At 71.6% G+C, this 22,871-nt stretch carries 21 protein-coding genes; 19 read left to right on the forward strand and 2 right to left on the reverse strand.

Annotated elements, in window-relative coordinates; genetic code table 11:
- The first annotated feature begins 39 nt into the window (after positions 1 to 39).
- From H030_RS0108900 to H030_RS0108940, 9 genes are all read left to right on the forward strand, one after another.
- Positions 40 to 795 carry a hypothetical protein gene (locus H030_RS0108900; protein ID WP_027005861.1) on the forward strand — a complete coding sequence of 252 codons (756 nt, stop codon included), beginning with the start codon at positions 40 to 42 and terminating at the stop codon, positions 793 to 795.
- An 84-nt stretch (positions 796 to 879) separates the two neighbouring features.
- Positions 880 to 1,437 (forward strand): RNA polymerase sigma factor, encoded by a 558-nt coding sequence (locus H030_RS36725; RefSeq protein WP_051222123.1) that lies wholly within the window; start codon positions 880 to 882, stop codon positions 1,435 to 1,437.
- Positions 1,415 to 2,254 (forward strand): hypothetical protein, encoded by an 840-nt coding sequence (locus H030_RS0108910; protein ID WP_027005862.1) that lies wholly within the window; start codon positions 1,415 to 1,417, stop codon positions 2,252 to 2,254. The genes H030_RS36725 and H030_RS0108910 overlap by 23 nt, the downstream gene beginning before the upstream one ends.
- Before the next feature lie 166 nt (positions 2,255 to 2,420).
- The gene (gene disA, locus H030_RS0108915) at positions 2,421 to 3,533 is read left to right on the forward strand and encodes a DNA integrity scanning diadenylate cyclase DisA (RefSeq protein ID WP_027005863.1); all 1,113 of its coding nucleotides are present in this window, start codon (positions 2,421 to 2,423) and stop codon (positions 3,531 to 3,533) included.
- Between the two features lie 157 nt (positions 3,534 to 3,690).
- A complete protein-coding gene (locus H030_RS30580; RefSeq protein WP_231398419.1) occupies positions 3,691 to 4,194 on the forward strand; it encodes a CarD family transcriptional regulator in 504 nt (167 codons plus the stop codon).
- Between the two features lie 11 nt (positions 4,195 to 4,205).
- Complete coding sequence (gene ispD / locus H030_RS0108925; protein ID WP_035126026.1) at positions 4,206 to 4,868, forward strand: 2-C-methyl-D-erythritol 4-phosphate cytidylyltransferase; 663 nt, start codon at positions 4,206 to 4,208, stop codon at positions 4,866 to 4,868.
- A 30-nt stretch (positions 4,869 to 4,898) separates the two neighbouring features.
- Complete coding sequence (locus H030_RS0108930; protein ID WP_027005865.1) at positions 4,899 to 5,732, forward strand: histidinol-phosphatase; 834 nt, start codon at positions 4,899 to 4,901, stop codon at positions 5,730 to 5,732.
- Positions 5,729 to 6,223 carry a 2-C-methyl-D-erythritol 2,4-cyclodiphosphate synthase gene (gene ispF, locus H030_RS0108935; RefSeq protein ID WP_027005866.1) on the forward strand — a complete coding sequence of 165 codons (495 nt, stop codon included), beginning with the start codon at positions 5,729 to 5,731 and terminating at the stop codon, positions 6,221 to 6,223. Before H030_RS0108930 ends, ispF begins: the two co-directional genes overlap by 4 nt.
- A gap of 15 nt (positions 6,224 to 6,238) precedes the next feature.
- Positions 6,239 to 7,834, forward strand: coding sequence for a Na+/H+ antiporter (locus H030_RS0108940; RefSeq protein ID WP_051222125.1), 1,596 nt, complete (start codon positions 6,239 to 6,241; stop codon positions 7,832 to 7,834).
- Positions 7,835 to 7,846: 12 nt separating this feature from the next.
- Here the strand turns inward: H030_RS0108940 and H030_RS0108945 are convergent, their stop codons facing one another.
- A complete protein-coding gene (locus H030_RS0108945) occupies positions 7,847 to 8,734 on the reverse strand; it encodes a sensor histidine kinase (RefSeq protein WP_027005868.1) in 888 nt (295 codons plus the stop codon).
- A 492-nt stretch (positions 8,735 to 9,226) separates the two neighbouring features.
- On the opposite strand from H030_RS0108945, the gene H030_RS30585 reads away from it, so the two are divergent.
- From H030_RS30585 to H030_RS0108995, 10 genes are all read left to right on the forward strand, one after another.
- A complete protein-coding gene (locus H030_RS30585) occupies positions 9,227 to 9,925 on the forward strand; it encodes a response regulator (RefSeq protein WP_051222127.1) in 699 nt (232 codons plus the stop codon).
- Complete coding sequence (locus tag H030_RS0108955; protein ID WP_027005869.1) at positions 9,922 to 10,611, forward strand: sensor histidine kinase; 690 nt, start codon at positions 9,922 to 9,924, stop codon at positions 10,609 to 10,611. Before H030_RS30585 ends, H030_RS0108955 begins: the two co-directional genes overlap by 4 nt.
- 29 nt (positions 10,612 to 10,640) lie before the next feature.
- Entirely contained in the window at positions 10,641 to 11,030 is a 390-nt protein-coding gene (locus H030_RS30590) for a response regulator (RefSeq protein WP_051222128.1), read from the forward strand.
- A gap of 3 nt (positions 11,031 to 11,033) precedes the next feature.
- Positions 11,034 to 11,735, forward strand: a complete 702-nt coding sequence (locus H030_RS30595; RefSeq protein ID WP_051222130.1) for a response regulator — start codon at positions 11,034 to 11,036, stop codon at positions 11,733 to 11,735.
- A gap of 442 nt (positions 11,736 to 12,177) precedes the next feature.
- Positions 12,178 to 12,837, forward strand: a complete 660-nt coding sequence (locus tag H030_RS0108970; RefSeq protein WP_027005870.1) for a response regulator transcription factor — start codon at positions 12,178 to 12,180, stop codon at positions 12,835 to 12,837.
- Complete coding sequence (locus tag H030_RS0108975; RefSeq protein ID WP_027005871.1) at positions 12,837 to 13,505, forward strand: RNA polymerase sigma factor; 669 nt, start codon at positions 12,837 to 12,839, stop codon at positions 13,503 to 13,505. Before H030_RS0108970 ends, H030_RS0108975 begins: the two co-directional genes overlap by 1 nt.
- A complete protein-coding gene (locus H030_RS0108980) occupies positions 13,502 to 14,650 on the forward strand; it encodes a DegT/DnrJ/EryC1/StrS family aminotransferase (RefSeq protein ID WP_027005872.1) in 1,149 nt (382 codons plus the stop codon). The genes H030_RS0108975 and H030_RS0108980 overlap by 4 nt, the downstream gene beginning before the upstream one ends.
- 17 nt (positions 14,651 to 14,667) lie before the next feature.
- Positions 14,668 to 15,750: a Gfo/Idh/MocA family protein gene (locus H030_RS0108985; protein ID WP_051222132.1), complete on the forward strand. Its 1,083-nt coding sequence runs from the start codon at positions 14,668 to 14,670 to the stop codon at positions 15,748 to 15,750.
- Positions 15,751 to 15,902: 152 nt separating this feature from the next.
- Positions 15,903 to 20,381 (forward strand): DUF4082 domain-containing protein, encoded by a 4,479-nt coding sequence (locus tag H030_RS30600; RefSeq protein WP_051222134.1) that lies wholly within the window; start codon positions 15,903 to 15,905, stop codon positions 20,379 to 20,381.
- Positions 20,382 to 20,400: 19 nt separating this feature from the next.
- Positions 20,401 to 21,210 carry a hypothetical protein gene (locus H030_RS0108995; protein WP_027005874.1) on the forward strand — a complete coding sequence of 270 codons (810 nt, stop codon included), beginning with the start codon at positions 20,401 to 20,403 and terminating at the stop codon, positions 21,208 to 21,210.
- 36 nt (positions 21,211 to 21,246) lie between these two features.
- Here H030_RS0108995 and H030_RS0109000 read toward each other — a convergent pair whose 3' ends face one another.
- Entirely contained in the window at positions 21,247 to 22,806 is a 1,560-nt protein-coding gene (locus tag H030_RS0109000; protein WP_027005875.1) for a right-handed parallel beta-helix repeat-containing protein, read from the reverse strand.
- Positions 22,807 to 22,871 lie beyond the last annotated feature (65 nt).

Consider the following 22,871-nt stretch of genomic DNA (forward strand, 5'->3'; position numbering starts at 1 on the left):
AGAGACATGTTCGCCCCGCCCCGTTCCCCAAGGTCGCGCGTGCTCGCGGCTCCCATCGTCGTCCTGCTCATCCTGGCGAGCCTCGGGTTCGCGTCCGCGGCATCCGCCGTGGAGTTCGGGTCGCACAGGATCGCCCCCAACAGGACGGTGTGGATCGGACCGCAGGGGTGGTTCAGCGGCGTCTACGCGGCCGAGGACAGCTGCGGGTGCCACACCGTCGGTGCGGGGGATGCCGCCACAGGCGTCTCGTGGAACACCGGCAGCTCGTACCGCGGCTACGGCGGAGGCTGCGTCAGGCGCACCGCGCTCATCGGGAACGGGACCGGCAGCCTCGACCTCTGGATCCACGGCCACAGCGATGACGTGATCTGCGCGATCGCCCCCGCCCGGGCGTCCGTCGCGGACGCCACGCCGGACGCCGCGCCGGCAACGGCAACGGCGACCATCGCGGGCGACGCGAGTCGCAAGGCGTGGACGAGCACGAAGGGCGACCAGGTCTGCATCGCGCTCCAGGCGGCCGACGGCTACGGCCAGGGCTGCTACGACCAGGCCGACGTGGCCGCCGGCAAGGCGTGGACGGCGCTCGGTCCGGCTGCGGGCGAGCCCGACCAGGTGACGGTCGCCGCGATCGTGGGCGCCGGCGCGCCCACGCCGGTCATCGAGCGCGCCGACGGCAGCGCGCAGGCGCTGCCGGTCGTCAACGGCATCGCCACCGCCGTCGTCCCGGCCTCGAGCGACGGGACGCTGCGCACCTGGCACCGGTCGGTCGCCCTCGACCCGCTCGCACGGCACTAGGCGCGACCGGCTGCGTGCGAGGGACGCGCGTCCGCTCACGCGGGCGCGCGTCACACTCCGGATCGCCGTGGGAACGAAGAGGGCATGACGGCAAGCACGGGCGCCGAGGTGGTCGGGGCCGACGCCTTCGAGGCGATCGTGGCCGAGGTCGCCGCGCCGCTCGGGCGGTTCGTGGCGCAGATGATCCGCGACCGCGCGCTGGCCGAGGACGTGCTGCAGGAGGCGCTGTGCGCCGCCTGGTCGAGCCGGCAGCGGATGCCGGCCGACCCGCAGGTCCGCCGGGCCTGGCTGTTCGGCGTCGCCCGCAACCACGCCCTGCACGCGCTGCGCAGGGAGCGGCGCGGCCGGCGCGTGCTCGAAGCGCTGGCCGCCGAGCCGGCGCCGGCGGACGTGCCCGCGGCGGCCTTCGCGATGCACGACGTGCTCGTCCGGACGCTGGGACCGGAGGACCGCAGCCTGTTCCTGCTGCGCTACGTCCACGGCTTCTCGGCCCCCGAGCTCGCCGCCATGACCCGGCGGCGTCCAGCCGCCGTGCGCAAGCGCCTCGAGCGCGCGGCTGCGGCGATGCGCGCCGTCGCCGGCGCCCCATCCGGAACCCTCACCCAGACTGGATCGAGCCATGCACCGAGCTCCGTCGCCTGACGACCCGATCGCCACGATCGTCCGCGACCTCGAAGCGATCCCGCCGGTCACCGCCGGCGCCCGGCCCCGCTGGCGCGAGCTCGCCACCGAGGCCGCGGCGCCCCGGACGAGCACCGGGCGCCCCCGGCGCCCGGCGGTGCTCGCCACCGGCGCGCTCGCCGTGCTCGCGGCCGTGGTCGCCGTCGTGCTGCTCGCGACCACCGGCGGCTCCGGCTCCGGCTCCGGCCCCGCTCCGCGTGCCGCGCAGCCGCAGACGCGCGCGCCGCACCACGCGACCGCGGACCTGCCCGTCTACACCCGCCCCGTCGCCGACGCCTCCGGCACTCGCGCCGACGCCCCGGAGCTCGCCCGCAGGGGCGCCTACTTCGACGAGGCGCGCGCGATCGACACGCCCTACGGTCGCGGCTACGTCGTCCCGGCGCCCGACGGCTGGACCTGCCTCATCGTCCCCGCCCGCCCCGACGGCTATGGCGAGGGCTGCGCGAGTGCCGAGCAGATCGCCGAGCGCGGCCTGCCGGTCGCCAACACCGACTACCACGGCAACGGCGTGATGGCCGCCGTCCTGCCGGCCAACGCGTCCGACGCGACGCTGCACCGTTCCGACGGGACCACCCGTCCGCTGGCGATCATCGACGGGACGATCGCCGCGGCCGCGACGGGCGGCCACGCCGAGGTGACGTTCCGGATCGGCGCGCGCAGCCTCGACGTCAAGCTCTTCAGCGGCATCCGCTGCGTCGGCGGCGGCGATCCCTCATACAGCCCGGAGGAGCTCGCCAGGATCGCCGCGCAGATGGGCACGACCGTCTGCAACAGGTGACCGAACTCGAGGTTCTCAGGGCACCTGACGACCTGCGAATGCGCCGCCTTTCAGCGCAATGCGCGTTCGGGGCCGAAAGGCAAGCTGGCTGGACAGGAGTTCAGGTTCTGGGAACACGTGTGGACCGGTAAGGCCGATCTAAAGGATCGCTGGTAGAATCGTCGTGATGGCGCAGCGATCCGGGGATGAGCTCAACGAGCTCGAGAGCCGTCAGGAGCCCCGGCTCGTCAAGGCGTTGGAGATGGTCGCCCCCGGGACCGCGCTGCGCGAGGGGCTGGACAACATCCTCCACGCTCACACGGGCGGGCTCCTGGTCATCGGCGATCACGACGAGCTCAGCTTCCTCTTCTCAGGTGGCATCAAGCTCGACGTCGACTACACGCCGGCGCTGCTCTACCAGGTGGCGAAGATGGACGGCGGCATCGTCCTGAACGCCAACGCGACGAAGATCGCGATGGCCAACGTCCAGCTGACGCCGGACCCGACGGTCCTCACGCTGGAGACGGGCACCCGCCACCGCACCGCGGAACGCGTGTCCAAGCAGACCGACGCGGTCGTCATCGCGATCTCGCAACGCCGCGAGGTCGTCTCCCTCTACGTCGACGGCGCGAAGTACATCCTCGAGGACATCCCGGTGGTCCTCGCCAAGGCCAACCAGGCCCTGGCGACCCTCGACAAGTACCGCACGCGCCTCGACCAGGTCTCGACCCGCCTGACCGCCCTCGAGTTCGAGGGCGGCGCGACGCTGCACGACGTCCTCACGGTCCTCCAGCGCTCCGAGCTGGTGACCCGCATGGCCGTCGAGATCGAGCGCTACATCGTCGAGCTCGGCACCGAGGGCCGGCTGATCGAGATGCAGCTCGAGGAGGTCATGGTCGGCGTCGCCGCCGACAAGGCCGCCCTCATCCACGACTACTTGGCGGCGGACTCCGACGAGAGCTTCGCCGCGGCGCTCGACCAGCTCGGCCGCATGCCCCATCAGGACCTGCTCGACTTCGGCCGTCTCGCCGAGCTGATGGGCTACGACCGCAAGCTGAACACCCTCGACTACCCGGTCTCGCCGCGCGGCTTCCGGATCCTCGGGCGCGTGCCCAGGCTCCCGAAGCTCGTCGTGGCGCAGATCGTGAAGGAGTTCGGCGGCCTCGACGAGCTGCTCGCCGCGACCGACGCGGAGCTCGAGACCGTCGAAGGCGTCGGAGAGATCCGTGCGAAGGACATCCGCGAGGGCCTTCGCCGCCTGCAGGAGATCAACCTCGTCGATCGGTACCTGCAGACCTAGAACTTGCCCGTAGACAGGGCTCGGCTGGAAACGCGGCCCCGCATCTCCCCGGTGCGCGGCCCAACCAAGGAGGACCATCATTCCCGGTAGCACTGAAGAGCAGATCCTGGAAGCCGATCTCGACATCGAGGTCGAGATCGTCAACATCGAGTTCGAGATCGGCGACAACGTCGTCTATCCGCACCACGGCGCGGGCCAGGTCCTCAAGAAGGAAGTCAAGAAGATGTTCGGTGAGGAGCGCGAGTACCTCACCATCAAGATCCTCCACAACGACATGACGGTCATGGTGCCCTGCGAGAACGCGGGCATCGCGGGCCTCCGTCGTGTCATCGACGAGGAGACCGTGCAGAAGGTCCTGGCCGTGCTGCAGGACGAGTTGTCGGAGATGCCCAAGAACTGGAACCGCCGGTTCAAGCACAACCGCGACAAGATCAAGACGGGCGACATCTACGAGCTCGCCGAGGTCGTGCGCAACCTCGCGATCCGCGAGCACGACAAGGGCCTGTCGACCGGCGAGAAGCAGATGTTCACGCGCGCGAAGAAGATCCTCGCCTCCGAGCTGATGTACGCGCTGGAGAAGAGCGAGGACGACGCCGAGGCCTACCTCGACGACCTGCTGAAGTCGTCGGCCGAGCGCCTGGCCGCCGCCGCGAAGGTGTAGGACATCATCTGATGTCAGCGGTCGCGCTCGTCGTGGCCGCCGGACGTGGCGAACGCCTTGGGACCGGTGGGCCCAAGGCGTTCGTCATGTGTGGGGGCCGTCCGATGCTCGAGTGGAGCATCGATGCCCTGAAGGCCGTGCCCGAGATCGGGCACATCGTCGTCGCCACGCCGCCCGGGATCGAGGCCCCCGCGGGCACGACGGGCGTCTTCGGCGGCGACGAGCGCTCCCACTCCGTGCGCGCCGCGCTGCACCACACCCTCGCCGGCGACCCCGTGCTCGTCCACGACGCCGCACGCCCGCTGGTGACGCCGGAGATCATCCGCGCGACGCTCGCCGGCCTCGACGCCGAGGCGGACGCCGCGATCGCCGCCGCGCGAGTCGTCGACACCGTCAAGCGCGGCGGCGGCGAGAACGACGCCACGGTCCAGGAGACGCTGGAGCGCAGCGCGCTCTGGGCGATCCAGACGCCGCAGGTGTTCCGCCGCGACGTCCTGGAGCGGGCGTTGGCGTTGCCGCACGATCAGCTCGCCGGGGCTACTGACGATGCCTCACTGGTCGAGGCGATGGGCGGGACCGTCCGTCTCGTAGAGTCTCCGCGCGAGAACTTCAAGATCACCACCCCGGACGACTTGAAGCTCGCCGACCTGCTGCTGCGCAGCCGCGCGCGGTAGCGCCTCCCTTCCCCAAGCAAGAACCCCAAGTTGCTCACCGACTACCACGTCCACCTGCGCCCGGACGGCGACGACACGCCCGCGTCCGAGTACTTCACCGAGGCCAACGCCGAGCGCTACCGCGAGGTGGCCGCCGACCGCGGCATCCAGGAGCTCGGCGTCGCCGAGCACATCTACCGCTTCACCGCCGCGCTCGATGTCTGGCAGCACCCGCTGTGGGTCGAGAACGCGCACGACGACCTCGACCGCTACTGCGAGTTCGTCCGCGAGCGCACCGACCTCAAGCTCGGCATCGAGGCCGACTTCATCCCCGGCCGCGAGGAGCAGACGCGCAACCTGCTCGAGCAGCGCGACTGGGACTACGTCGTCGGCTCGATCCACTTCCTCGCCGAGGGCGCGCTGGACTACGCGCGCTTCGACGTCTGGAACTCCGCCCGCTCGGCCGACCACGTGTGGAAGACCTACTTCACGTGGCTGGGCGAGCTGGCCGCCAGCGGGATGTTCGACATCCTCGCCCACCCGGACCTCGTCAAGCACTGGGGCAGGGAGCGGCCGTGGCCGGAGAAGGATCTCCGGTACTACTACGACATCGCCATGGAGCAGATCGCCGAATCGGGCATCGCCATCGAGCTGTCGACTGCCGGGCTGCGCAAGCCGGTCGGCGAGATGTACCCCGACCGCGCGTTCCTGGAGATGGTCGTCGACGCCGGCAACCCGATCGCGCTCTCCAGCGACGCCCACACGCCGGACCTCATCGGCCACGAGTACGAGCGGGCGATGGAGCTGCTGTCCGACGTCGGCATCACCGAGATCGCCGTGTTCAACCACCGCGCTGTGACCCTCGAGCCGATCGGGCCGTCGTGAGCGCCGCCGGCCAGGTCCGGACCGGCATCGGCTGGGACTCGCACAAGCTCGTCGCCGGCCGCCCGCTGATCCTCGGCGGCGTGACGCTCCCGTACGAGCAGGGCCTGCTCGGCCACTCCGACGCCGACGTCCTGACCCACGCGGTCATCGACGCGCTGCTCGGCGCGGCCGGCCTGGACGACATCGGCGCGCTGTTCCCCGACACCGACTCCGCCTACAAGGACGCCGACTCGATCGCGCTCCTGAACGACGTCGTCGACCGGATCGCCGGCGCAGGGTTCACCATCAACAACGTCGACACGACGGTCGTGATGGAGCGCCCGAAGCTGAGCCCGCACCGCGGCGCGATCCGGGCCAAGCTCGCGCAGGCGCTCGGCATCGACAGCGGCGCCGTCAACGTGAAGGCCTCGACCGGCGAGGGCCTCGGCTTCGTCGGCCGCGGCGAGGGCGTCGCGGCGCTCGCCGTCGCCACGCTCACCGCCGACGCCTAGCTAGCCTCCGCCGCCATGCACATGCACGGCGACCTCGTGGTGCTCGCCGTCCTCGTCGGGGTCGGCGCGTTCCTGCTGCTCGCCGAGCGCATGTCGGTCCCGTACCCGATCCTGCTGGTCGCGGGCGGGACCGCGCTGGCGTTCGTCCCGGGCGTCAGCGACTTCGTGCTGGACCCGGACATCGTCCTGGTCGCGTTCCTGCCGCCGCTGCTCTACAGCGCCGCGTTCTTCACGTCGATCCAGGACCTCCGGGCCAACTACAGGCCGATCGGGCTGCTCGCCACCGGGCTCGTCGCGCTGACGACGGTCACGGTCGCGGTCGTCGCCCACTACGTCATCGACCTGCCGTGGGCGGCCGCGTTCGTCCTCGGCGCGATCGTCTCGCCGACCGACCCGGTCGCGGCGACCGAGATCGCCGTCCGCTCGCACGCGCCGCGGCGGCTGGTCACGATCGTCGAGGGCGAGTCGCTGATCAACGACTCGACCGGCCTGATCGCCTACAAGTTCGCGGTCGCCGCCGTGACGACCGGCGCGTTCAACCTGCTCACCGCCGCCGGCGACTTCGTGCTCAGCGCGGTCGCCGGGATCGCGCTCGGCCTCGCGATCGGCTTCGCCGCCGCCGAGATCCGCAAGCGCCTCGACGACGCGCCGACCGAGACCGCGATCTCGCTGCTGACGCCCTACGCCGCCTACCTGCCCGCCGAGGCGCTCGGCGTCTCGGCCGTCCTCAGCGTCGTGACCGCCGGCCTCTACCTCGGCTGGCGCTCGCCGGAGCTGGTCACGCCATCGACGCGGATCCAGGTCACCGGCTTCTGGGAGCTGCTGCAGTTCGGCCTCAACGCCGCGCTGTTCGTGCTGATCGGCCTGCAGCTGCCGACCGTGATCAACGGCCTCGACGCCTACTCGTGGCGTGAGCTGATCGGCTACGGCCTGCTGGTCGCCGCGACCTGCCTGGTCACGCGGCTCGGGTTCCTGTTCCCCTTCAACATCGTCTCGCGCCTGCTCGTCCGGACCGGCCTGCGCCCGAACCCATCGCTCGACGTGCCGTCGCTGAAGCTGACGCTGCTGCTCGGCTGGTCGGGGATGCGCGGCGCGGTCTCGCTGGCCGTGGCGCTGGCGATCCCGCTGACGACCGACGCCGGCGCGCCGTTCCCGGGGCGCGACCTGATCATCTTCCTGGCCTACGCGGTGATCCTCGTGACGGTGATCGGCCAGGGGCTGACGCTCGGCAAGCTGATCGAGTGGGCCGGGCTGTACGACGACGAGGAGACCGTCGCCGAGCAGGAGTCGCGCGCCCGGATCGCGGCGTCGCAGGCGGCGATCGAGCGGCTGCGCGAGCTGGAGGGCGAGGACTGGGTGCGCGAGGAGACGTGGGACCGCATGGTCCGCTCCTACGAGTACCGGATCCGCCGCTTCGAGGCGCGCCTGGACGACGATGACGACGGCGACATCGAGCAGGGCTCGCAGGCCTACCAGCGCCTGCGCCGCAAGGTGCTGGAGGCCGAGCGCGCCGAGATCATCCGCGCCCGCAACCGCGGCGACATCACCGACGAGATCATGCGCCGGATCGAGCGCGACCTCGACCTCGAGGACGCCCGCCTCGAGATCTGAGGCGCGCGGCGGCTAGCCGCTGGCCGTGCCGAGCTCGGCGCGGAGGTCCTCGACGATCGCCTTCTGGCGGTCGGCGAGGGCGAGGGAGCGCGGGCCGGAGCGGGGCTCGTCCGGGACGCGCTGGGTGCGCAGCGGCAGCGCGACGGTGAACAGCGCGCCGCCCTCGGGCGCGTCGCCGACGGCGACGGCGCCGCCGTGCAGGCCGGCGATCTCGCCGACGATCGCCAGGCCCAGCCCGGTGCCGGAGGAGCGGTTGCCGCGGCGGTAGCGCTCGAAGATCGTGGCGCGCTGGTCGTGCGCGACGCCGGGGCCGTCGTCGGCGACCTCCAGCACGAGGCTGCCGGGGACGGTGGCCAGCGAGCAGCGGACCACGCCGGGCGCGTGGCGGATCGCGTTGGCCACCAGGTTGCTGACCAAGGACACCACCTTCTCCTCGTCGACCACGGCGGGGAGGCGGTCCGGGACGTCGATCTGCAGCGCCAGCGAGCGCTCGGCGGCGACCGAGGCGAAGCCCTCGACCGAGCGGCGCACGACGGCGGCGACGTCGACGACCGCGGCCTCCAGCTGCAGGTCGGCGTTCTCCAGCCGCGCGACGAGCATCATGTCCTGGACGCGGCGCAGCATGGTGTAGGCGTTGGCGCGGATGCGCGCCACGTCGGCGGCGTCGTCCTCGTCGAGGCGGCCGCCCTCCTCCAGGCGCGTGCACAGCGCGAGCATGATCGACAGCGGCGACTTCAGCTCGTGGCCGACGTCGGCCAGCTGCTGGCGCTGGTCGTCGCGCAGCCCGCGGGCAGGGGAGATCCCGGAGGCCTCTGCCTCCTGGGCACGGCTACGCCACCAACGCGGACCGGTCCGCCTGCGCGGTTCGTCGGCCTGCACGTCGTGGTCGTCCGGATCCACGTCAGCTTGGATTCCCACGTGTTCGCATCCCCATTCCGTACGACGTCTTGTCCTCCGGAAACCTGCTCAGCCCATTGAATCGACCGCGCCGCGCGCGGGTTGGGGGAAGTTCGTGCCCCATCCACCCAGGCGGACATCCCTCGCGCACGGCGATGCAAGTCACCCTCGTGCCGCTTGACGGCGTTCTACGTTCTCCCTGCACGGTTCGCCGGCAGGAGAGCCCTCGATCTGTGCAACGCCGCGTGGGCTGGGAACGCACCGGACGGTCCGTGCTCGGCGGCGCGTGGCCGCGTGGCGGTTCCCTTCAATCCCCAGGGAACCGCCTGCGCGGCCACAACGTACGCTCCACGCGTGCCCGCGGTCCGCCTCAAGACCCCGGAATCCTGCCCAGGGGTATGAAAATACCCCTCGCCTCACACCCCGCTCGTCATTCTTTTGACACCTCGTGGGTTGGGATGCCCCGGGGAACGAGACCGGGAAGGGCTCATGGGGATGGAATTCAAGGTTGATGGGGACACGCCGCTGCGCGTGATCGTCGCGGACGACGATCCGCTTGCGCGTCGCATGCTTCGCGACGTCCTGCAGCTGGCGGGCATCACGGTGATCGCCGAGGCCGGCAGCGGCCGCGAGGCGGTCGAGCTGACCACGTACTACAACCCGGACGTCGTGGTCATGGACTTGATCATGCCGGGCATGGACGGGCTGGCGGCGATGAGCGAGATCCGCCGCACCGCGCCGGACGTCCGCGTCGTGATCCTCACGTCGTCGGACGACGACGAGGTCGGGCTCATGACGCTGCGCGCGGGCGCCTCCGGGTTCCTGTGCAAGAACGTCGGGATCGACGCGCTGCCGCGTGCGTTGCATTGCGCCAAGAACGGCGAGGCCGTGATCACGCGCCGCCTGACGATGCGCCTGATCGAGGACCTGCGGATGGTCAGGACGGACTCCGCCGGCCTGCGCCCGATCCGCTCGGCGCTGACCTCGCGCGAGTGGGAGGTCCTGGACCTGCTGTGCCAGGACCTGTCGACCGACGAGATCGCCGACCGCCTGGTCGTGTCGGTCGAGACCGTCCGCTCCCACGTCAAGAACGTCCTGCGCAAGCTCGAAGTGCGCTCGCGCCGTGAGGCCGTCGCCGTCGCGTCCCGCCTGCGTGCGGGCATGCTCGAGGACGGCGTCCCCGCCGAGGAATGACCTCGCCGGAGGAGCCTGCGCCGCTTGCGGCGCAGGACGGCCTCGAGGCGTTCGCCGCGCTGGCCGCCCACCAGCTCGGCGAGGCGATCGCGCTGATGCGCGGTGCCGCGACGGTCCTGGAGGGCGAGCACCTCGGCCCCGGCGGGCAGGAGGCGCTGCGGGCGCTGGGCGCCGGCGGCGACCGCGCGCAGCGCTACGTCGACGACCTGCTCGACGTCGTGCGGGCGCGCAGCGCGCCGCACGGCGGCGTCGAGTCGCCACGCGCCAGGCTCGACTCCGCGCTCGACGACGTGCTCGTCGAGCTCGACCCGTTCGTGCGCAGGGCCGCGGTGCACGTCCAGCGCGAGCCGCTGCCGCTCGCGGCGGTGGAGCGCGCCGACGCGCGCCGGCTGTTCCTGCACTTCACGCGCGCGGCGCTGGCCGCGGGCGCCACGCGCCTGGGCGCGACCGGCAGGGTGGAGGGTGACAGGGTCGTCGTCGAGTTGTATGACAACGGCGAGCCGCACCCCGATCCGGCCGTCGCCTTCGAGCCCTTCGCCCAGCCCCGCGGCCGCGGCCCGCTGGTCGGCGCGGGCGTCTCGCTCCCCGTCTCCCGCCGCCTCGCCGCGCGCGCCGGCGGCCGCGCCACGATGGCCGTTCGGCCCGACGGCGCGACCGTCATCACGCTCGAACTTCCCTCTGCCTAGGCACGAGGCGTATATGTTGGGCGCACACGATGCCCTCCGAGCCGATCCGCGTTCTGCTTGCCGATGACGCCGCCGAGATGCGGTCGCTGCTGCGTTGGGCGCTCGTGCGGGAGGGTGAGGAGCCGGAGATCCTGGTCGTCGGCGAGGCCGCCGACGGGCGTGACGCGCTCGTCCTCGCGCGCGATCTGACGCCGCACGTGATCGTCCTGGACCTGCAGATGCCGGGCCCGCCGCCGGGCGAGCTGCTGCGCGACATGGCCCGGACCGCACCCGGTGTGCCGATCGTGACGTTCAGCGGTTTCGAGCCGGACCTCGTCGCCCCCGAGGAGGCGGCGCTGGTCGCCCTGCACATCCCCAAGACGACCGACCTCGCGCTCGTCCGGCAGTCGATCGTCGAGGTCGCGCGCGGCGACCGCTGATCCATGGCGGCGCCCGAAGGACCCCAGCCTGCGCGCGTCGTCGTCGTCGACGACGACATCGAGCTCCGCGGCCGCCTGCGTGCCGCCCTGCAGGACGCGGGCCTGACGGTCATCGCCGAGGCCGACAACGGCCGCGACGCGATCGACCTCGCCGCGCACTTCCGCCCGGACGTGATGATCATGGACATCGTCATGGCCAACATCGACGGCCTGTCGGCCACGCGCGCGATCGCCGAGCGCGCGCCGACGGTCCGGATCCTCCTGCTGACGGCCTCTGACGACGTCGAGCTGGGGATGGTCGGCCTGCGCGCGGGCGCCGCCGGCCACCAGGTCAAGGGCGGGCCGGCGCGCGACATCGTCGCCGCGGTGCAGCGGATGGCGGCCGGCGAGCCGGTCGTCGGGCCGGAGCTGACGTGGCGGCTGATCGACTCGCTGCGCGCGCTGCCGGTCGGCGGCCAGGGCGTCCGGCCGGTGCGCTCGAAGCTGACCCCGCGCGAGTGGGAGGTCCTGGACCTCCTGTGCGCGGGCCGGACCGTCGACCAGATCGCCGACGAGCTGGTGCTCGCGCGCGACACGGTCCGGACCCACGTCAAGCGGCTGCTGCGCAAGCTCGGCGCGCACTCGCAGGCCGAGGCGATCTCGATCGCCAACGGCATCCGGGCCACCTTCGCCGCCACCAGCGGAGACGCGCCGGACGAAGTCTGAGGGGCGAAGGTCGCGTTCGCTCGCCACCAGCGGCGACGCTCCCGAGCCCGACGAGGTCTAGACCACCGAGGGGGAGACGGGGACACGATCGTGCCCCCGCGATGTGACGATCGGGCCGCGAACGTCTCGTTTCGCTGGCGCCTCCCCGCTCCCGTGGCCCACTCCGGAGAGCGTGGGTGACGGGCCTCACCCACCCGGGGTGTGACCTCTGACCTAGACGTTTGGGGGAACGTCACCGGCCGTTCCCCCAAACATCCCCCTGCTCGGAGACCCCGTCGGCCGCACCATTGATCCCACAAGGGCGAGCCCGCTGCGACGCACGAAGCAGAGCACGGGACCGGAGCCATCGCCCAAGGACAACGTGGGGTGAATCGATGAGCGTTGGTACTGCAGTTCGTTGCGCCGGGAAGGCGCATTCCTCGATCGGGATGGGGGTTGCCTGATGCGCATGGTGATCATCGCGGAGAGCCGCGCAGCGGCGGACGCGATCCGCCAGGGCCTGCGCTTCGCGCCAGGCATGACCGTCGTCGGCTACGCCGACGGCCGCACGCAGTGCGCCGCCTCCGTGGCGGCCGCCGCGCCGGACCTCGTCCTGATCGGCGACCTCGCCACCGAGGACACCGTCCTGCAGCGCGTCGAGCAGCTGCGCGGCGTCCTGCCCGCGGCCAAGATCGTGCTGTTCACCGCCGACATGGACGAGAGCCGCATGGCGGCCGCGTCACAGGCCGGCATGGACGCCGCGGTCTCGACGACCGTCGGCGCGACGGGCCTCGGCCCGCTGCTGCGCCACATCGCCGCCGGCGCCGTCTACCACGCGTTCGCCCCGGCCGCCGCCGCGCCGCCGGAGGCCGCCGCGTCGGTCGAGTGCCTCACCGCGCGTGAGGTGGAGATCCTGCGCTTCGCCGCCTCTGGGGCGTCGAACGGTGCGATTGCCCGAGAGCTGTGGGTGACCGAGCAGACGATCAAGTTCCACCTCTCCAACATCTACCGCAAGCTCGGCGTGGTCAACCGCACCGAGGCCAGCCGCATCGCGCACCTCGCCGGTCTCATGGAGACCGTCCCCGAGCGCGCCGCGACCGAGCCGATCCTGGCCGTCGCCTGATGCCGGCCACGATGCCCAAGTCCCACGGCATGACCGCGTGCGCCGACCGCCTCGGCGTCGCCCGCCAGCCGGGCGCGTTCCGCAGCAAGCCGCGGCTGGACGAGAACCCCGAGCTGCGGGTCGTCCTGACCCGGGCGATCGCCCGTGCCAAGGAGGGCGACCGCGAGGCCGTCCGCTTCATCTACCTGCAGTACGCCGACAACGTGTACGGCTACGTCCGCTCGATCGTCCGCGACGACTACGAGGCCGAGGACGTCACCCAGCACGTGTTCGCCAAGCTGATGGTCGTCATCGGCAAGTACGAGCCGCGCGGCGTGCCGTTCTCCGCGTGGATCCTGCGCCTGGCGCACAACGCCGCGATCGACCACATGCGCAAGTGCCGCGCGATCCCGGCGGCCGAGGTCTACGGCGCCGACGAGCAGTCGCCCGACGGCCACGAGGACCGCAACATGGAGCTCCGCGACGCGCTCGCCGACCTGCCCGACGAGCAGCGCGACGTCATCGTCCTGCGCCACGTCGTCGGCCTGTCGCCGACCGAGATCGCCGATCAGATGGGCAAGACCGAGCCCTCCGTGCACGGCCTGCACCACCGTGGCCGCGCCGCCCTGCGCTCGGCCCTGACCGAGCGCGGCTGCGCGCCGCTCGTGACCTCGAAGGCGGCGGCATGACCGCGATCGAGGACACGACCACCACGCTGCCGAAGATCCCGACGGTCCGGCTGGACCAGGCCGACCCGGCGCTCATGGAGGAGCTGCTGGAGGTCGTCGAGCGCGTCGCGACCAGCGGTGGCTTCACCGGTGGTCCCGAGGTCGAGGCCTTCGAGGCCGAGTTCGCCGAGTACTGCGGGTCGGCCCACGCCGTCGGCCTGTCGAGCGGCACCGAGGCGATCGTCCTGGCGCTGCGCGCCCTGGGCATCGGCGCCGGCGACGAGGTCATCGTCCCGAGCAACTCGTTCATCGCCTCGGCCGAGGGCGTCAGCCTGGCCGGCGCGACGCCGGTCCTGGTCGACCCCGACCCGAAGACGCATCTGCTCACCGCCGAGGGCGTCGCCGCGGCGATCGGCCCGAAGGTGCGCGCGGTCGTCGCGGTCCACCTGATGGGCTCGACCGTCGACATGGACGCGCTGCTCGAGGTCACCCAGCCCGCCGGGCTGAAGGTGATCGAGGACACCGCGCAGGCGCACGGCGCGTTCATCCGCGGGCGCCGCGCCGGCTCGATCGGCGACGTCGGCTGCTTCTCCTTCTACCCCACCAAGAACCTCGGTGGCTGGGGCGACGGCGGCGGGATCGTGACCAACGACCCCGAGGTCGCCCACCGCGTGCGCCTGTTGCGCTCGCACGGCGAGGAGCCGCGCTACCACCACCAGATGGTCGGCACGACCGCCCGGCTCGACGCCCTCCAGGCGGCGCTGCTGCGGGTCAAGCTGCGCCGGCTCGACGCGGCCAACGACGCGCGGCGCCGGCTGGGTGCGGCGCTGCGCGAAGGCCTCGCCGGGACCTGCGTGGAGCTGCCCGCCGCGGCGCTGCCGGACGGCGAGGGCGACCACGTCTACCACCTGTTCATCGTCCGCACCAAGGAGCGGGACGCGCTGCGAGAGCACCTCGACGCGCACGGGGTCGGCAACGCCGTCCACTACCCGTTCCCGATCCACCGGACCGAGGCCTACGCCGAGCTCGGGATGAGCGAGGGCAGCCTGCCCGTGTCCGAGCGGCTGGCGGAGGAGATCCTCACGCTGCCGCTGTTCCCAACGATGTCCGACCAGGACGTCTCGCGCATCGTCGCCGCGGTGCGTGCGTTCCGAGGCAACCACTGATGGAGGCTCGACGCACCATGCTGACCCGACGGTTCCCTGCCCGCCTCGACCGCCATCCGGCGGACACGCCGCCGCTGCGGACCGTCGTCGTCGGCTACGGCTACTGGGGCCCGAACCTCGTTCGCAACGTCAACGAGCGTCCCGAGTTCGAGCTCGTCGCCCTCTGTGAGCGCGACCCGGCCCGCGGCCAGGCGTTCTCCGCCAAGGTCCCGAACGTGCCGGTGATGGCCGACCTCGACGAGGTCCTCGACGATCCGACCATCGACGCGCTGATCGTCGCGACGCCGCCGCACACCCACCACGCGATCTGCAAGGCCGCGCTGCTGGCCGGCAAGCACGTCCTGGTCGAGAAGCCGCTGGCGACCAACACGATGGACGCGATCGACCTCGTCGACACGGCCAACATGCGCGACGTGCTGCTGATGCCGGGCCACACGTTCCTCTACAGCCCGCCGGTCGCCAAGGTCCGCCAGCTGATCGACCGCGGCGTGCTCGGCGACATGTACTTCGTGACCTCCGCCCGGATGAACCTGGGCAAGTACCAGAAGGACGGGGTCATCTGCGACCTCGCCCCGCACGACCTCTCGATCCTGCTGCACTGGATCGACGAGCCGATCGCCCAGGTCGCCGCGTCGGGCCGCTCGGTCTTCCAGCCGGGCGTGCCGGAGACGGCGTTCCTGACGCTGACCTTCGAGGGCGGCGCGACGGCGAACATCGAGCTGTCCTGGCTCGCGCCGAGCAAGGTCCGCAAGATGGTCGTCGTCGGCAGCAACCGGATGGTGCAGTACGACGACACCGCCGGGGACGAGGCGATCCGGATCTACGACCGCGGCATGGAGTTCGAGACGCCGGAGAGCTTCGGCGAGTACCAGTTGACGTATCGCAGCGGGGACATCATCGCCCCGCGCCTGGAGCCGGCCGAGCCGCTGGCGCTCGAGCTCCAGGACTTCGCCCACAGCATCCGCACCGGTGCCACGCCGCGCTCGCACGCCTACCTGGGCGTCGAAGTCGTCGCGGCGATGGAGGCGGCCCAGGAGTCCCTGCTGCGCGGGGGCGTCCCGGTCGCGGTCGCGGAACGCGCCGAAAGAGCAGTCGCATGACGAACCTTCTCGTTTCCGATCACCCCGCAGCACAGCGTCGCCCGGCTCAGCCGGGCGTCGTCATGTTCGTGGCCACCTGCGCAGCGGTTCTCACCATCTTGCTCTGCCTACCGGCAGCCGGTCGCGCCGCCACCGATCCGTGCGCGACGCCGGTGACCAACAAGGTCGCCTGCGAGAACTCGCAGCCCGGGACCCCGCCGGTCCAGTGGCAGACGAACGGCTCGGGTGACCCGACGATCCAGGGCTTCGCCACGCAGATGAGCGTGCAGCCCGGCGAGACCGTCCACTTCAAGGTCAAGTCCTCGGCGAGGTTCCACTTCGACATCCTGCGCCTCGGCTACTACGGCGGCGACGGCGCGCGCGAGCTCGCCGACGGGCTCTCGCCCTCGGCCGCGCAGCCCCAGAACCAGCCGGCCTGCATCACCACCAGCAGCACGGGCCTCGTCGACTGCGGCAACTGGGCGGAGTCGGCCTCCTACACCGTGCCCAGCAACGCCGTGTCCGGCCTGTACATCGCGCACCTGGTGCGCGACGACACCGGCGGCGACAGCCAGATCATGTTCGTCGTGCGCGACGACAGCAGCGCGAACAGGAGCGACATCCTGGTCTCGACCAGCGACGCCACCTGGCAGGCCTACAACGCCTACGGCGGCAACTCCCTGTACTCGTGCACGGTCGCGTGCCCGTCCGGCAACCCCGGCGGCTACAAGGCGGCCTACCAGGTCTCCTACAACCGCCCGTTCGACGGCACGCTGGTGACCGACGGTGGGCTTTCGGATCCGTATTACTCCGAGTACCAGATGATCCGGTTCCTGGAGGAGAACGGCTACAACATCTCCTACACGAGCGACGTCGACGTCGACCGCTCCGGGGCGCCGCTGCTCAACCACAGGGTGTTCCTGTCCTCCGGCCACGACGAGTACTGGTCGGGCAACATGCGCGCCAACGTCGAGGCGGCCCGCGACGCGGGCGTCAACCTCGCGTTCTTCAGCGGCAACGAGGTGTACTGGAAGACCCGGTACCAGCCCAGCGGCGACGGCACCAACACGCCGTCGCGCACGCTGACCGCCTTCAAGGAGACCCACTTCGAGACGCCGCCCGACGGCGCGGACTCCTCGATCTGGACCGGCAGCTGGATGGACCCGCGCTTCAGCCCGCCCGAGGACGGCGGCCGGCCGCAGAACGCGCTGACCGGCCAGCTGTTCACGGTCAACTGGGGCACGTCGGACATCACGGTCCCATCGACCTACAGGAACCTGCGGTTCTGGAGGAACACCGACGTCGCGAGCCTCACCAACGGTGACTCGCTGACGCTCGCGGCGGGCACGGGCGTGCTCGGATACGAGTGGGACGAGGACATCGACAACGGCTTCCGGCCCAAGGGCTCGATCCAGATGTCCGACACCAACGTCGACTCCGTCCAGCACTTCGACGACTACGGCACCAACGTCAACGACGACCCGGCCGAGCACCACCTGACGCTCTACCGCGCGCCGAGCGGCGCGCTGGTCTTCGGCGCCGGCACCGTGCAGTGGTCGTGGGGCCTGGACGACACCAACGCGTGGGGCCAATGGAGCACGCGGCCCAACCCGACGCCGACCGACCGCAACATGCAGCAGGCGACGGTCAACCTCCTGGCCGACATGGGCTCGCAGCCCGCGACGCTGCTGCCCGGCCTGACGGCGGCGACCAAGTCCACCGACACGACCGCGCCCACGTCGACGCTCGTGACCCCGGCGGTCAACTCGTCGGTGTCCGACAGCTCGGTCGTCACGATCTCCGGCACCGCCACCGACACCGGCGGCGGGATCGTCGCGGGCGTCGAGGTCTCGACCGACAACGGCGCGACCTGGCACCGGGCCGACGGGACCACCAGCTGGACCTACGCGTGGACGGCGCACGGCGTGCCGTCGACGACGATCAAGGTCCGGGCGACCGACGACAGCGGCAACACCGAGGCCACCGGCCCGAGCCGCTCGATCAACGTGTCCTGCCCGTGCTCGCTGCTCAGCGGCGTGAGGCCGGTGACCGTCGACACCCAGGACGACAGCTCGGTCGAGGTGGGGATGAAGTTCAGGTCCGACCTCGGCGGTGAGATCCGCGGCGTGCGCTTCTACAAGGGCCCCAACAACACCGGTACGCATGTCGGAACGCTCTGGGGCCCGGATGGCTCGGCGCTCGCGAGCGTGACGTTCGCCAACGAGACCTCGTCGGGCTGGCAGCAGGCGCTGTTCTCCACGGCGGTGCCGATCCTGGCCAACACGACCTACACGGTGTCCTACCTGGCACCCCAGGGTCACTACTCCTCGACGGAGTACGGCTTCTACAAGCCGTCGCCGCTGGGCGGGCAGACCCTCGACGCCGCGCCGCTGCACGCCATCCAGGCGACCGCGACGACGGTGAACGGCTTCTTCGCCTACGGCAGCGGCGGGATCCTCCCGACCGGGACCTACCACGCCTCGAACTACTTCGTGGACGTGGTGTTCGCGACCACGACGACCCCGGGCACGCCGGGGACGCCGACCGCGACCGCGGGCGTCGGCTCGGCCAACGTGACGTGGGCGGCGCCCACGACCGGCGGCTCGCCCGTCAACTACACGGTGACGCCGTACATCGGGACGACCGCGCAGACCGCGCTGGCCGCCTCGGTGACCGGCAACCCGCTGCCCACGACCACGACGGTCACGGGCCTCACCGCGGGCACGTCCTACACCTTCAAGGTGACGGCGACCAACGGCTCGGGCACCTCGGCCGCGTCGGCTGCGTCCAACGCGGTGACGCCGACGGCGCTGACCGCGCCAGGGGCGCCGACGGGGGTGACGGCGGTGGCCAAGACGGGCGCCGCGGTGGTCAGCTGGACCGCTCCGGCGAACACCGGCGGCACGACGATCAGCAGCTACACGGTGACGCCCTACATCGGGACGACCGCGCAGACCGCGACGGTCAGCTCCGGCTCGGGCACCTCGGTGAGGGTGAACGGGCTGACCAACGGCTCGGCCTACACCTTCAAGGTCAAGGCCACCAACTCGGTCGGCACGAGCGCTGACTCCGCGGCCTCGGCCGCGGTGACGCCGCAGATCACGATCTTCGACGGCGCCACGCCGCTCGAGGCCGACTCGACCGACAGCAACGGGGTCGAGGTCGGGGTGAAGTTCCGCTCCGACTCCGCCGGCACGATCACCGCCCTGCGCTTCTACAAGGGCACGGCGCTGAACAACGGGACCCACATCGGCAACCTGTGGTCGGCGACGGGCACCAGGCTCGGCACCGCGACGTTCAGCTCCGAGACGTCCTCCGGCTGGCAGCAGGCGAGCCTGACGACGCCGGTGTCGATCACGGCGGGGACGACGTACGTCGCCTCGTACTACGCACCGGCCGGCCACTACTCCGACACGCCGAGCGCGTTCGGCTCCTTCGTGGACAACCCGCCGCTGCACGCGCTGTCGGCGGCCACGAGCCCGAACGGGGTGTACTCCTACGGCTCGTCGAGCACGTTCCCGACGCAGTCCTGGAACAACTCGGACTACGGCGTGGACGTCGTGTTCGCCTACCCGGTCGTGACCACCGTGCCGGGCGCGACGGGCACGCCGACGGCGACCGCGGGCAACGGCTCGGCGACCGTCACCTGGACGGCGCCGACGACCGGCGGCGCGCCGTCGTCCTACACGGTCACGCCGTACATCGGCACGACCGCGCAGACGGCCAGGGCCGTGACCGTCAACGGCTCGCCGCCGGCGACCAACACGGTCGTCGCGGGCCTGACCGGGGGTACGTCCTACACCTTCAAGGTGCAGGCGTCGAACTCGGCGGGCTCGGGTGCGCTGTCGGCCTCGTCCAACGCAGTGACGCCGACGGCGACCAGCGTGCCGGGCACGCCGACGGGCGTCACGGCGACCGCGGCGGTCGGCGGGGCGAGCGTCACCTGGACCGCGCCCAGCAACGGCGGCAGCGCGATCACGAGCTCGACCGTCACGCCGTACGTCGGCACGACCGCGCAGACCGCGCAGGTCGTGACCGTGTCCGGCACCGGGACGGTCGCCAACGTGACCGGCCTGACCACCGGCACGGCCTACACCTTCAAGGTCAAGGCCACCAACGCGATCGGCACGGGCACCGAGTCGGCGGCATCGACGGCGATCAAGCCGGCGATGACGATCTTCAGCTCGCGCACGCCGTCGGTCACCTCGGTCGGCAACGCCGATCCCAACCCGGTCGAGCTGGGCGTGAAGTTCACGTCCGACGTCGCGGGGTCGATCACCGCGATCCGGTTCTACAAGGGCACCGGCAACGACGGCACGCATCTCGGCACCCTCTGGTCGGCGACCGGCACGAGGCTGGCGACCGTGACGTTCAGCGGTGAGACCGCGAGCGGCTGGCAGGAGCAGGCGCTCTCGACACCGGTGGCGATCACCGCCGGCACGACGTACGTGGTCTCGTACTTCGCGCCGCAGGGCAACTACGCGGCGACCGACAGCGCGTTCACGACGAGGTTCGACAACGCGCCGTTGCACGCTCCGGCCACGGGGACGACGCCGAACGGCGTGTACGCCTACTCGGCCGGCTCCGTGTTCCCGACCAACACCTGGAACGCAAGCGACTACGGCGTCGACGTCGTCTTCGCGGCGCAGTGAGAGACGGGGGATTGACGACATGGGGATCGACATCAAGCAGTTGAGGATCCGGCGGGGCCGGCGGGCGGCGAGCCTGCTGGCCGTGCTGGGCGCCGCGTCCGCGCTGGCCGCGGGCTGCGGCTCAAGCGGCGACGGCAAGGCCGGCCCGGCCGGCAGCGGCCCGGTCCCGCCCACCGTCGGGGCCGGCGGCGTGGTGCTGTCGACCGGCGGCGCGCAGGGTTCGGTGCCCACCGCCAGGGCGACCGCGTCCAAGACGCTGACCAAGGCCGAGCGCGCCGCGATCAAGGACGAGGACGTCAAGAAGGCGGCGGGCTTCGACCCGCAGCCCAACGTCGCCAAGGTCGTGGCGCCGAAGACCGACGTCAAGCGCTCGACGCACAAGCCGGTCCAGCCGGTCGGGACGCCCGACGGCCAGAGGCCGGTGCACGAGTCCCACCACAAGAAGACCTCGGGCCGGATCGCGACGGCCGCCAAGAACGCGGCCAACAGCGCGGCCAACAGCCCGTGCAAGCTCGTCACGCGCCGCGAGGCGTCGGTGATCCTCGGCAGGTCGATCAGGCAGTCGCTCGCGCCGCAGGGCCCGACGTGCATCTTCGCGTCGAGCAGGCGGGCGCTGGTCACGCTGTCGGTCCAGCAGGTCAGGATCGCGACGATCCTCAAGAACGCGAGGGTCGTCTCGCAGAAGCGCGTCGGCGGCCACACCGTGTACTGCCTGAAGGCCGGGGCGCAGGGGACCTACGTCCCGCTGGGCTCCCAGGGCGTGCTGAGCATCACGGGCGCGTGCACCACCGGTGCGCGCTTCGCCCGCAAGGCGCTGAGCCGGGTCTAGCCCGGCCCGGCGAGGACGGCGGGTGCCGCCGCGTCCCTAGCGGACGCGGCGGACCTTGGCCGACAGCGTGCCGACGCTGCCGTCGGCCGCGAAGGCCTTGACCGTCAGGACGTGCGTGCCGTAGCGCGTGGTCCGCGGGACCTTCCAGCTGAGCGCGAACGGCGCCCTGCGATCGGTCGCGACCCAGCGGCCGTCGACCATGAACGAGATCCGCGACACCGGCGACGCCGAGCGCTTGACGAGCAGGGCGAAGCGCAGGCGCTTGGTGAAGCGCACGTGCGAGATCGAGCGCTTGACCGCCAGCAGGGGCGAGACGCCGGCGCCGATCAGCGGGGCGGGCGCGACGGCCGGCGGCGCGGTCGTCGCGCTGGTCGAGGCGGTCGGCGACGGGGCCGGCGCCGGCGTCGTGCCGGCCGCGCCCGGGTTGCTCGGCGTCCCGGCCGCGCCGGGGACGATGCCCATCGCGGTGCCGTCGTCGGCCTTGCCGGTGCCGGTGCTGCCGGCGGCCAGCGCGTAGCCGGCCCACGACGTCGGGCTCGAGCCGCCCGCGAAGGTCGGCCTGGCCTTGATGTCGTGGCTGCCGCGCGTGCCGCCCGACGCCAGGTTGTAGTCCGACGTCGTGCCCTGCGGCGCGCCGCCGGTGGAGTTGGCGACGTTGGCCAGGACGTTGTCCTTGACCGTGTTGCCCGAGCTCGCGTCGCCGGCGTTGGACTTGTCGACCTCGACGGTCCCGCCGGAGCCGGGGAACACGTTGTGCGAGACGACGTTGCCCTCGGCCGCGCCCATGACGACCGGCCACGGGTAGCTGGTGGTCTGGATCACGTTGTTGGTGATCGTCTCGTGGTCGGAGCCGTCCGGCGCCATGATCCCGGTCGCGTTGCCGTGCAGCCAGTTGCCGGTGATCAGCGTGTGGGTCGACCCGTAGAGCTGGATCGGGTCGGTGTGGGCCTGGCTGACCTGCAGGAGATCGTGGAACTCGTTGCCCGGCCCGATCTGCACGCCATAGGCGCCGCCGACGATCTGGATGCCGTCCGCGTCGCCGTTGGGGCCGAAGGTGTTGTTGGAGATCGTGACCCCGACCGGCTGCGTGTTCTGGTAGCCGCGGACCGCCAGGCGGCCCTCGTAGCACGTCGAGCACACGTTGATGTTCGCGAACGTGTTGTGATCGATCAGGATGTTGGCGTTGGGCGTCGACGTCGGCGTCTGGATCACGGTCGCGGCCGTGAACGTCGAGTTGCGGATCGTCAGGTTCTTGGCGCCGTTCGTGGCGAGGCCCTCGATCGTCAGGCCGTCGAGGATCAGGTTCTGCGACGCGCCGAGATTGGCGTACATGTCGGCGCCGGCGCCGGTGATCGTGACGGGGCCGGACTTCGAGCCGCCGGTGAACGTGCCGTAGTCGCCGGCGGCGAGGTGGATCACGTCGCCGGCCCTCGCGGCGGAGAAGACCGACGAGAAGTTCGACGGCGTCGCGTTGACGTCGGCGGCGCCGGCGGGCCCGGCGGCCAGCGCCGTGGCGAGGAGGGCCGTGGCGGCTGCGGCTGCGGCGCGAGCGCGGACGGCGTACCGGCGTGCGACGTCATGGTTGGGTGCAGTCATGGCGTGAGCGAACCTCCGGCCGTCCTGACCTCTAGACCCCTGCCTAGGCAGGACGGCGTCTTGTT

This window comes from Conexibacter woesei Iso977N (genome assembly GCF_000424625.1).
GTDB classification, from domain to species: Bacteria; Actinomycetota; Thermoleophilia; order Solirubrobacterales; family Solirubrobacteraceae; genus Baekduia; species Baekduia woesei_A.

Excerpts from the sequence above, each read along its gene's own strand:
- H030_RS36725 (WP_051222123.1), top strand. The coding sequence starts at position 880 with ATGACGGCAAGCACGGGCGCCGAGGTGGTCGGGGCCGACGCCTTCGAG.
- H030_RS0108910 (WP_027005862.1), top strand. The coding sequence starts at position 1,415 with ATGCACCGAGCTCCGTCGCCTGACGACCCGATCGCCACGATCGTCCGC.
- disA (WP_027005863.1), top strand. The coding sequence starts at position 2,421 with ATGGCGCAGCGATCCGGGGATGAGCTCAACGAGCTCGAGAGCCGTCAG.
- ispD (WP_035126026.1), top strand. The coding sequence starts at position 4,206 with ATGTCAGCGGTCGCGCTCGTCGTGGCCGCCGGACGTGGCGAACGCCTT.
- H030_RS0108940 (WP_051222125.1), top strand. The coding sequence starts at position 6,239 with ATGCACATGCACGGCGACCTCGTGGTGCTCGCCGTCCTCGTCGGGGTC.
- H030_RS30585 (WP_051222127.1), top strand. The coding sequence starts at position 9,227 with ATGGAATTCAAGGTTGATGGGGACACGCCGCTGCGCGTGATCGTCGCG.
- H030_RS0108955 (WP_027005869.1), top strand. The coding sequence starts at position 9,922 with ATGACCTCGCCGGAGGAGCCTGCGCCGCTTGCGGCGCAGGACGGCCTC.
- H030_RS30590 (WP_051222128.1), top strand. The coding sequence starts at position 10,641 with ATGCCCTCCGAGCCGATCCGCGTTCTGCTTGCCGATGACGCCGCCGAG.
- H030_RS30595 (WP_051222130.1), top strand. The coding sequence starts at position 11,034 with ATGGCGGCGCCCGAAGGACCCCAGCCTGCGCGCGTCGTCGTCGTCGAC.
- H030_RS0108970 (WP_027005870.1), top strand. The coding sequence starts at position 12,178 with ATGCGCATGGTGATCATCGCGGAGAGCCGCGCAGCGGCGGACGCGATC.
- H030_RS0108975 (WP_027005871.1), top strand. The coding sequence starts at position 12,837 with ATGCCGGCCACGATGCCCAAGTCCCACGGCATGACCGCGTGCGCCGAC.
- H030_RS0108980 (WP_027005872.1), top strand. The coding sequence starts at position 13,502 with ATGACCGCGATCGAGGACACGACCACCACGCTGCCGAAGATCCCGACG.
- H030_RS0108985 (WP_051222132.1), top strand. The coding sequence starts at position 14,668 with ATGCTGACCCGACGGTTCCCTGCCCGCCTCGACCGCCATCCGGCGGAC.
- H030_RS0108995 (WP_027005874.1), top strand. The coding sequence starts at position 20,401 with ATGGGGATCGACATCAAGCAGTTGAGGATCCGGCGGGGCCGGCGGGCG.
- H030_RS0109000 (WP_027005875.1), bottom strand. The coding sequence starts at position 22,806 with ATGACTGCACCCAACCATGACGTCGCACGCCGGTACGCCGTCCGCGCT.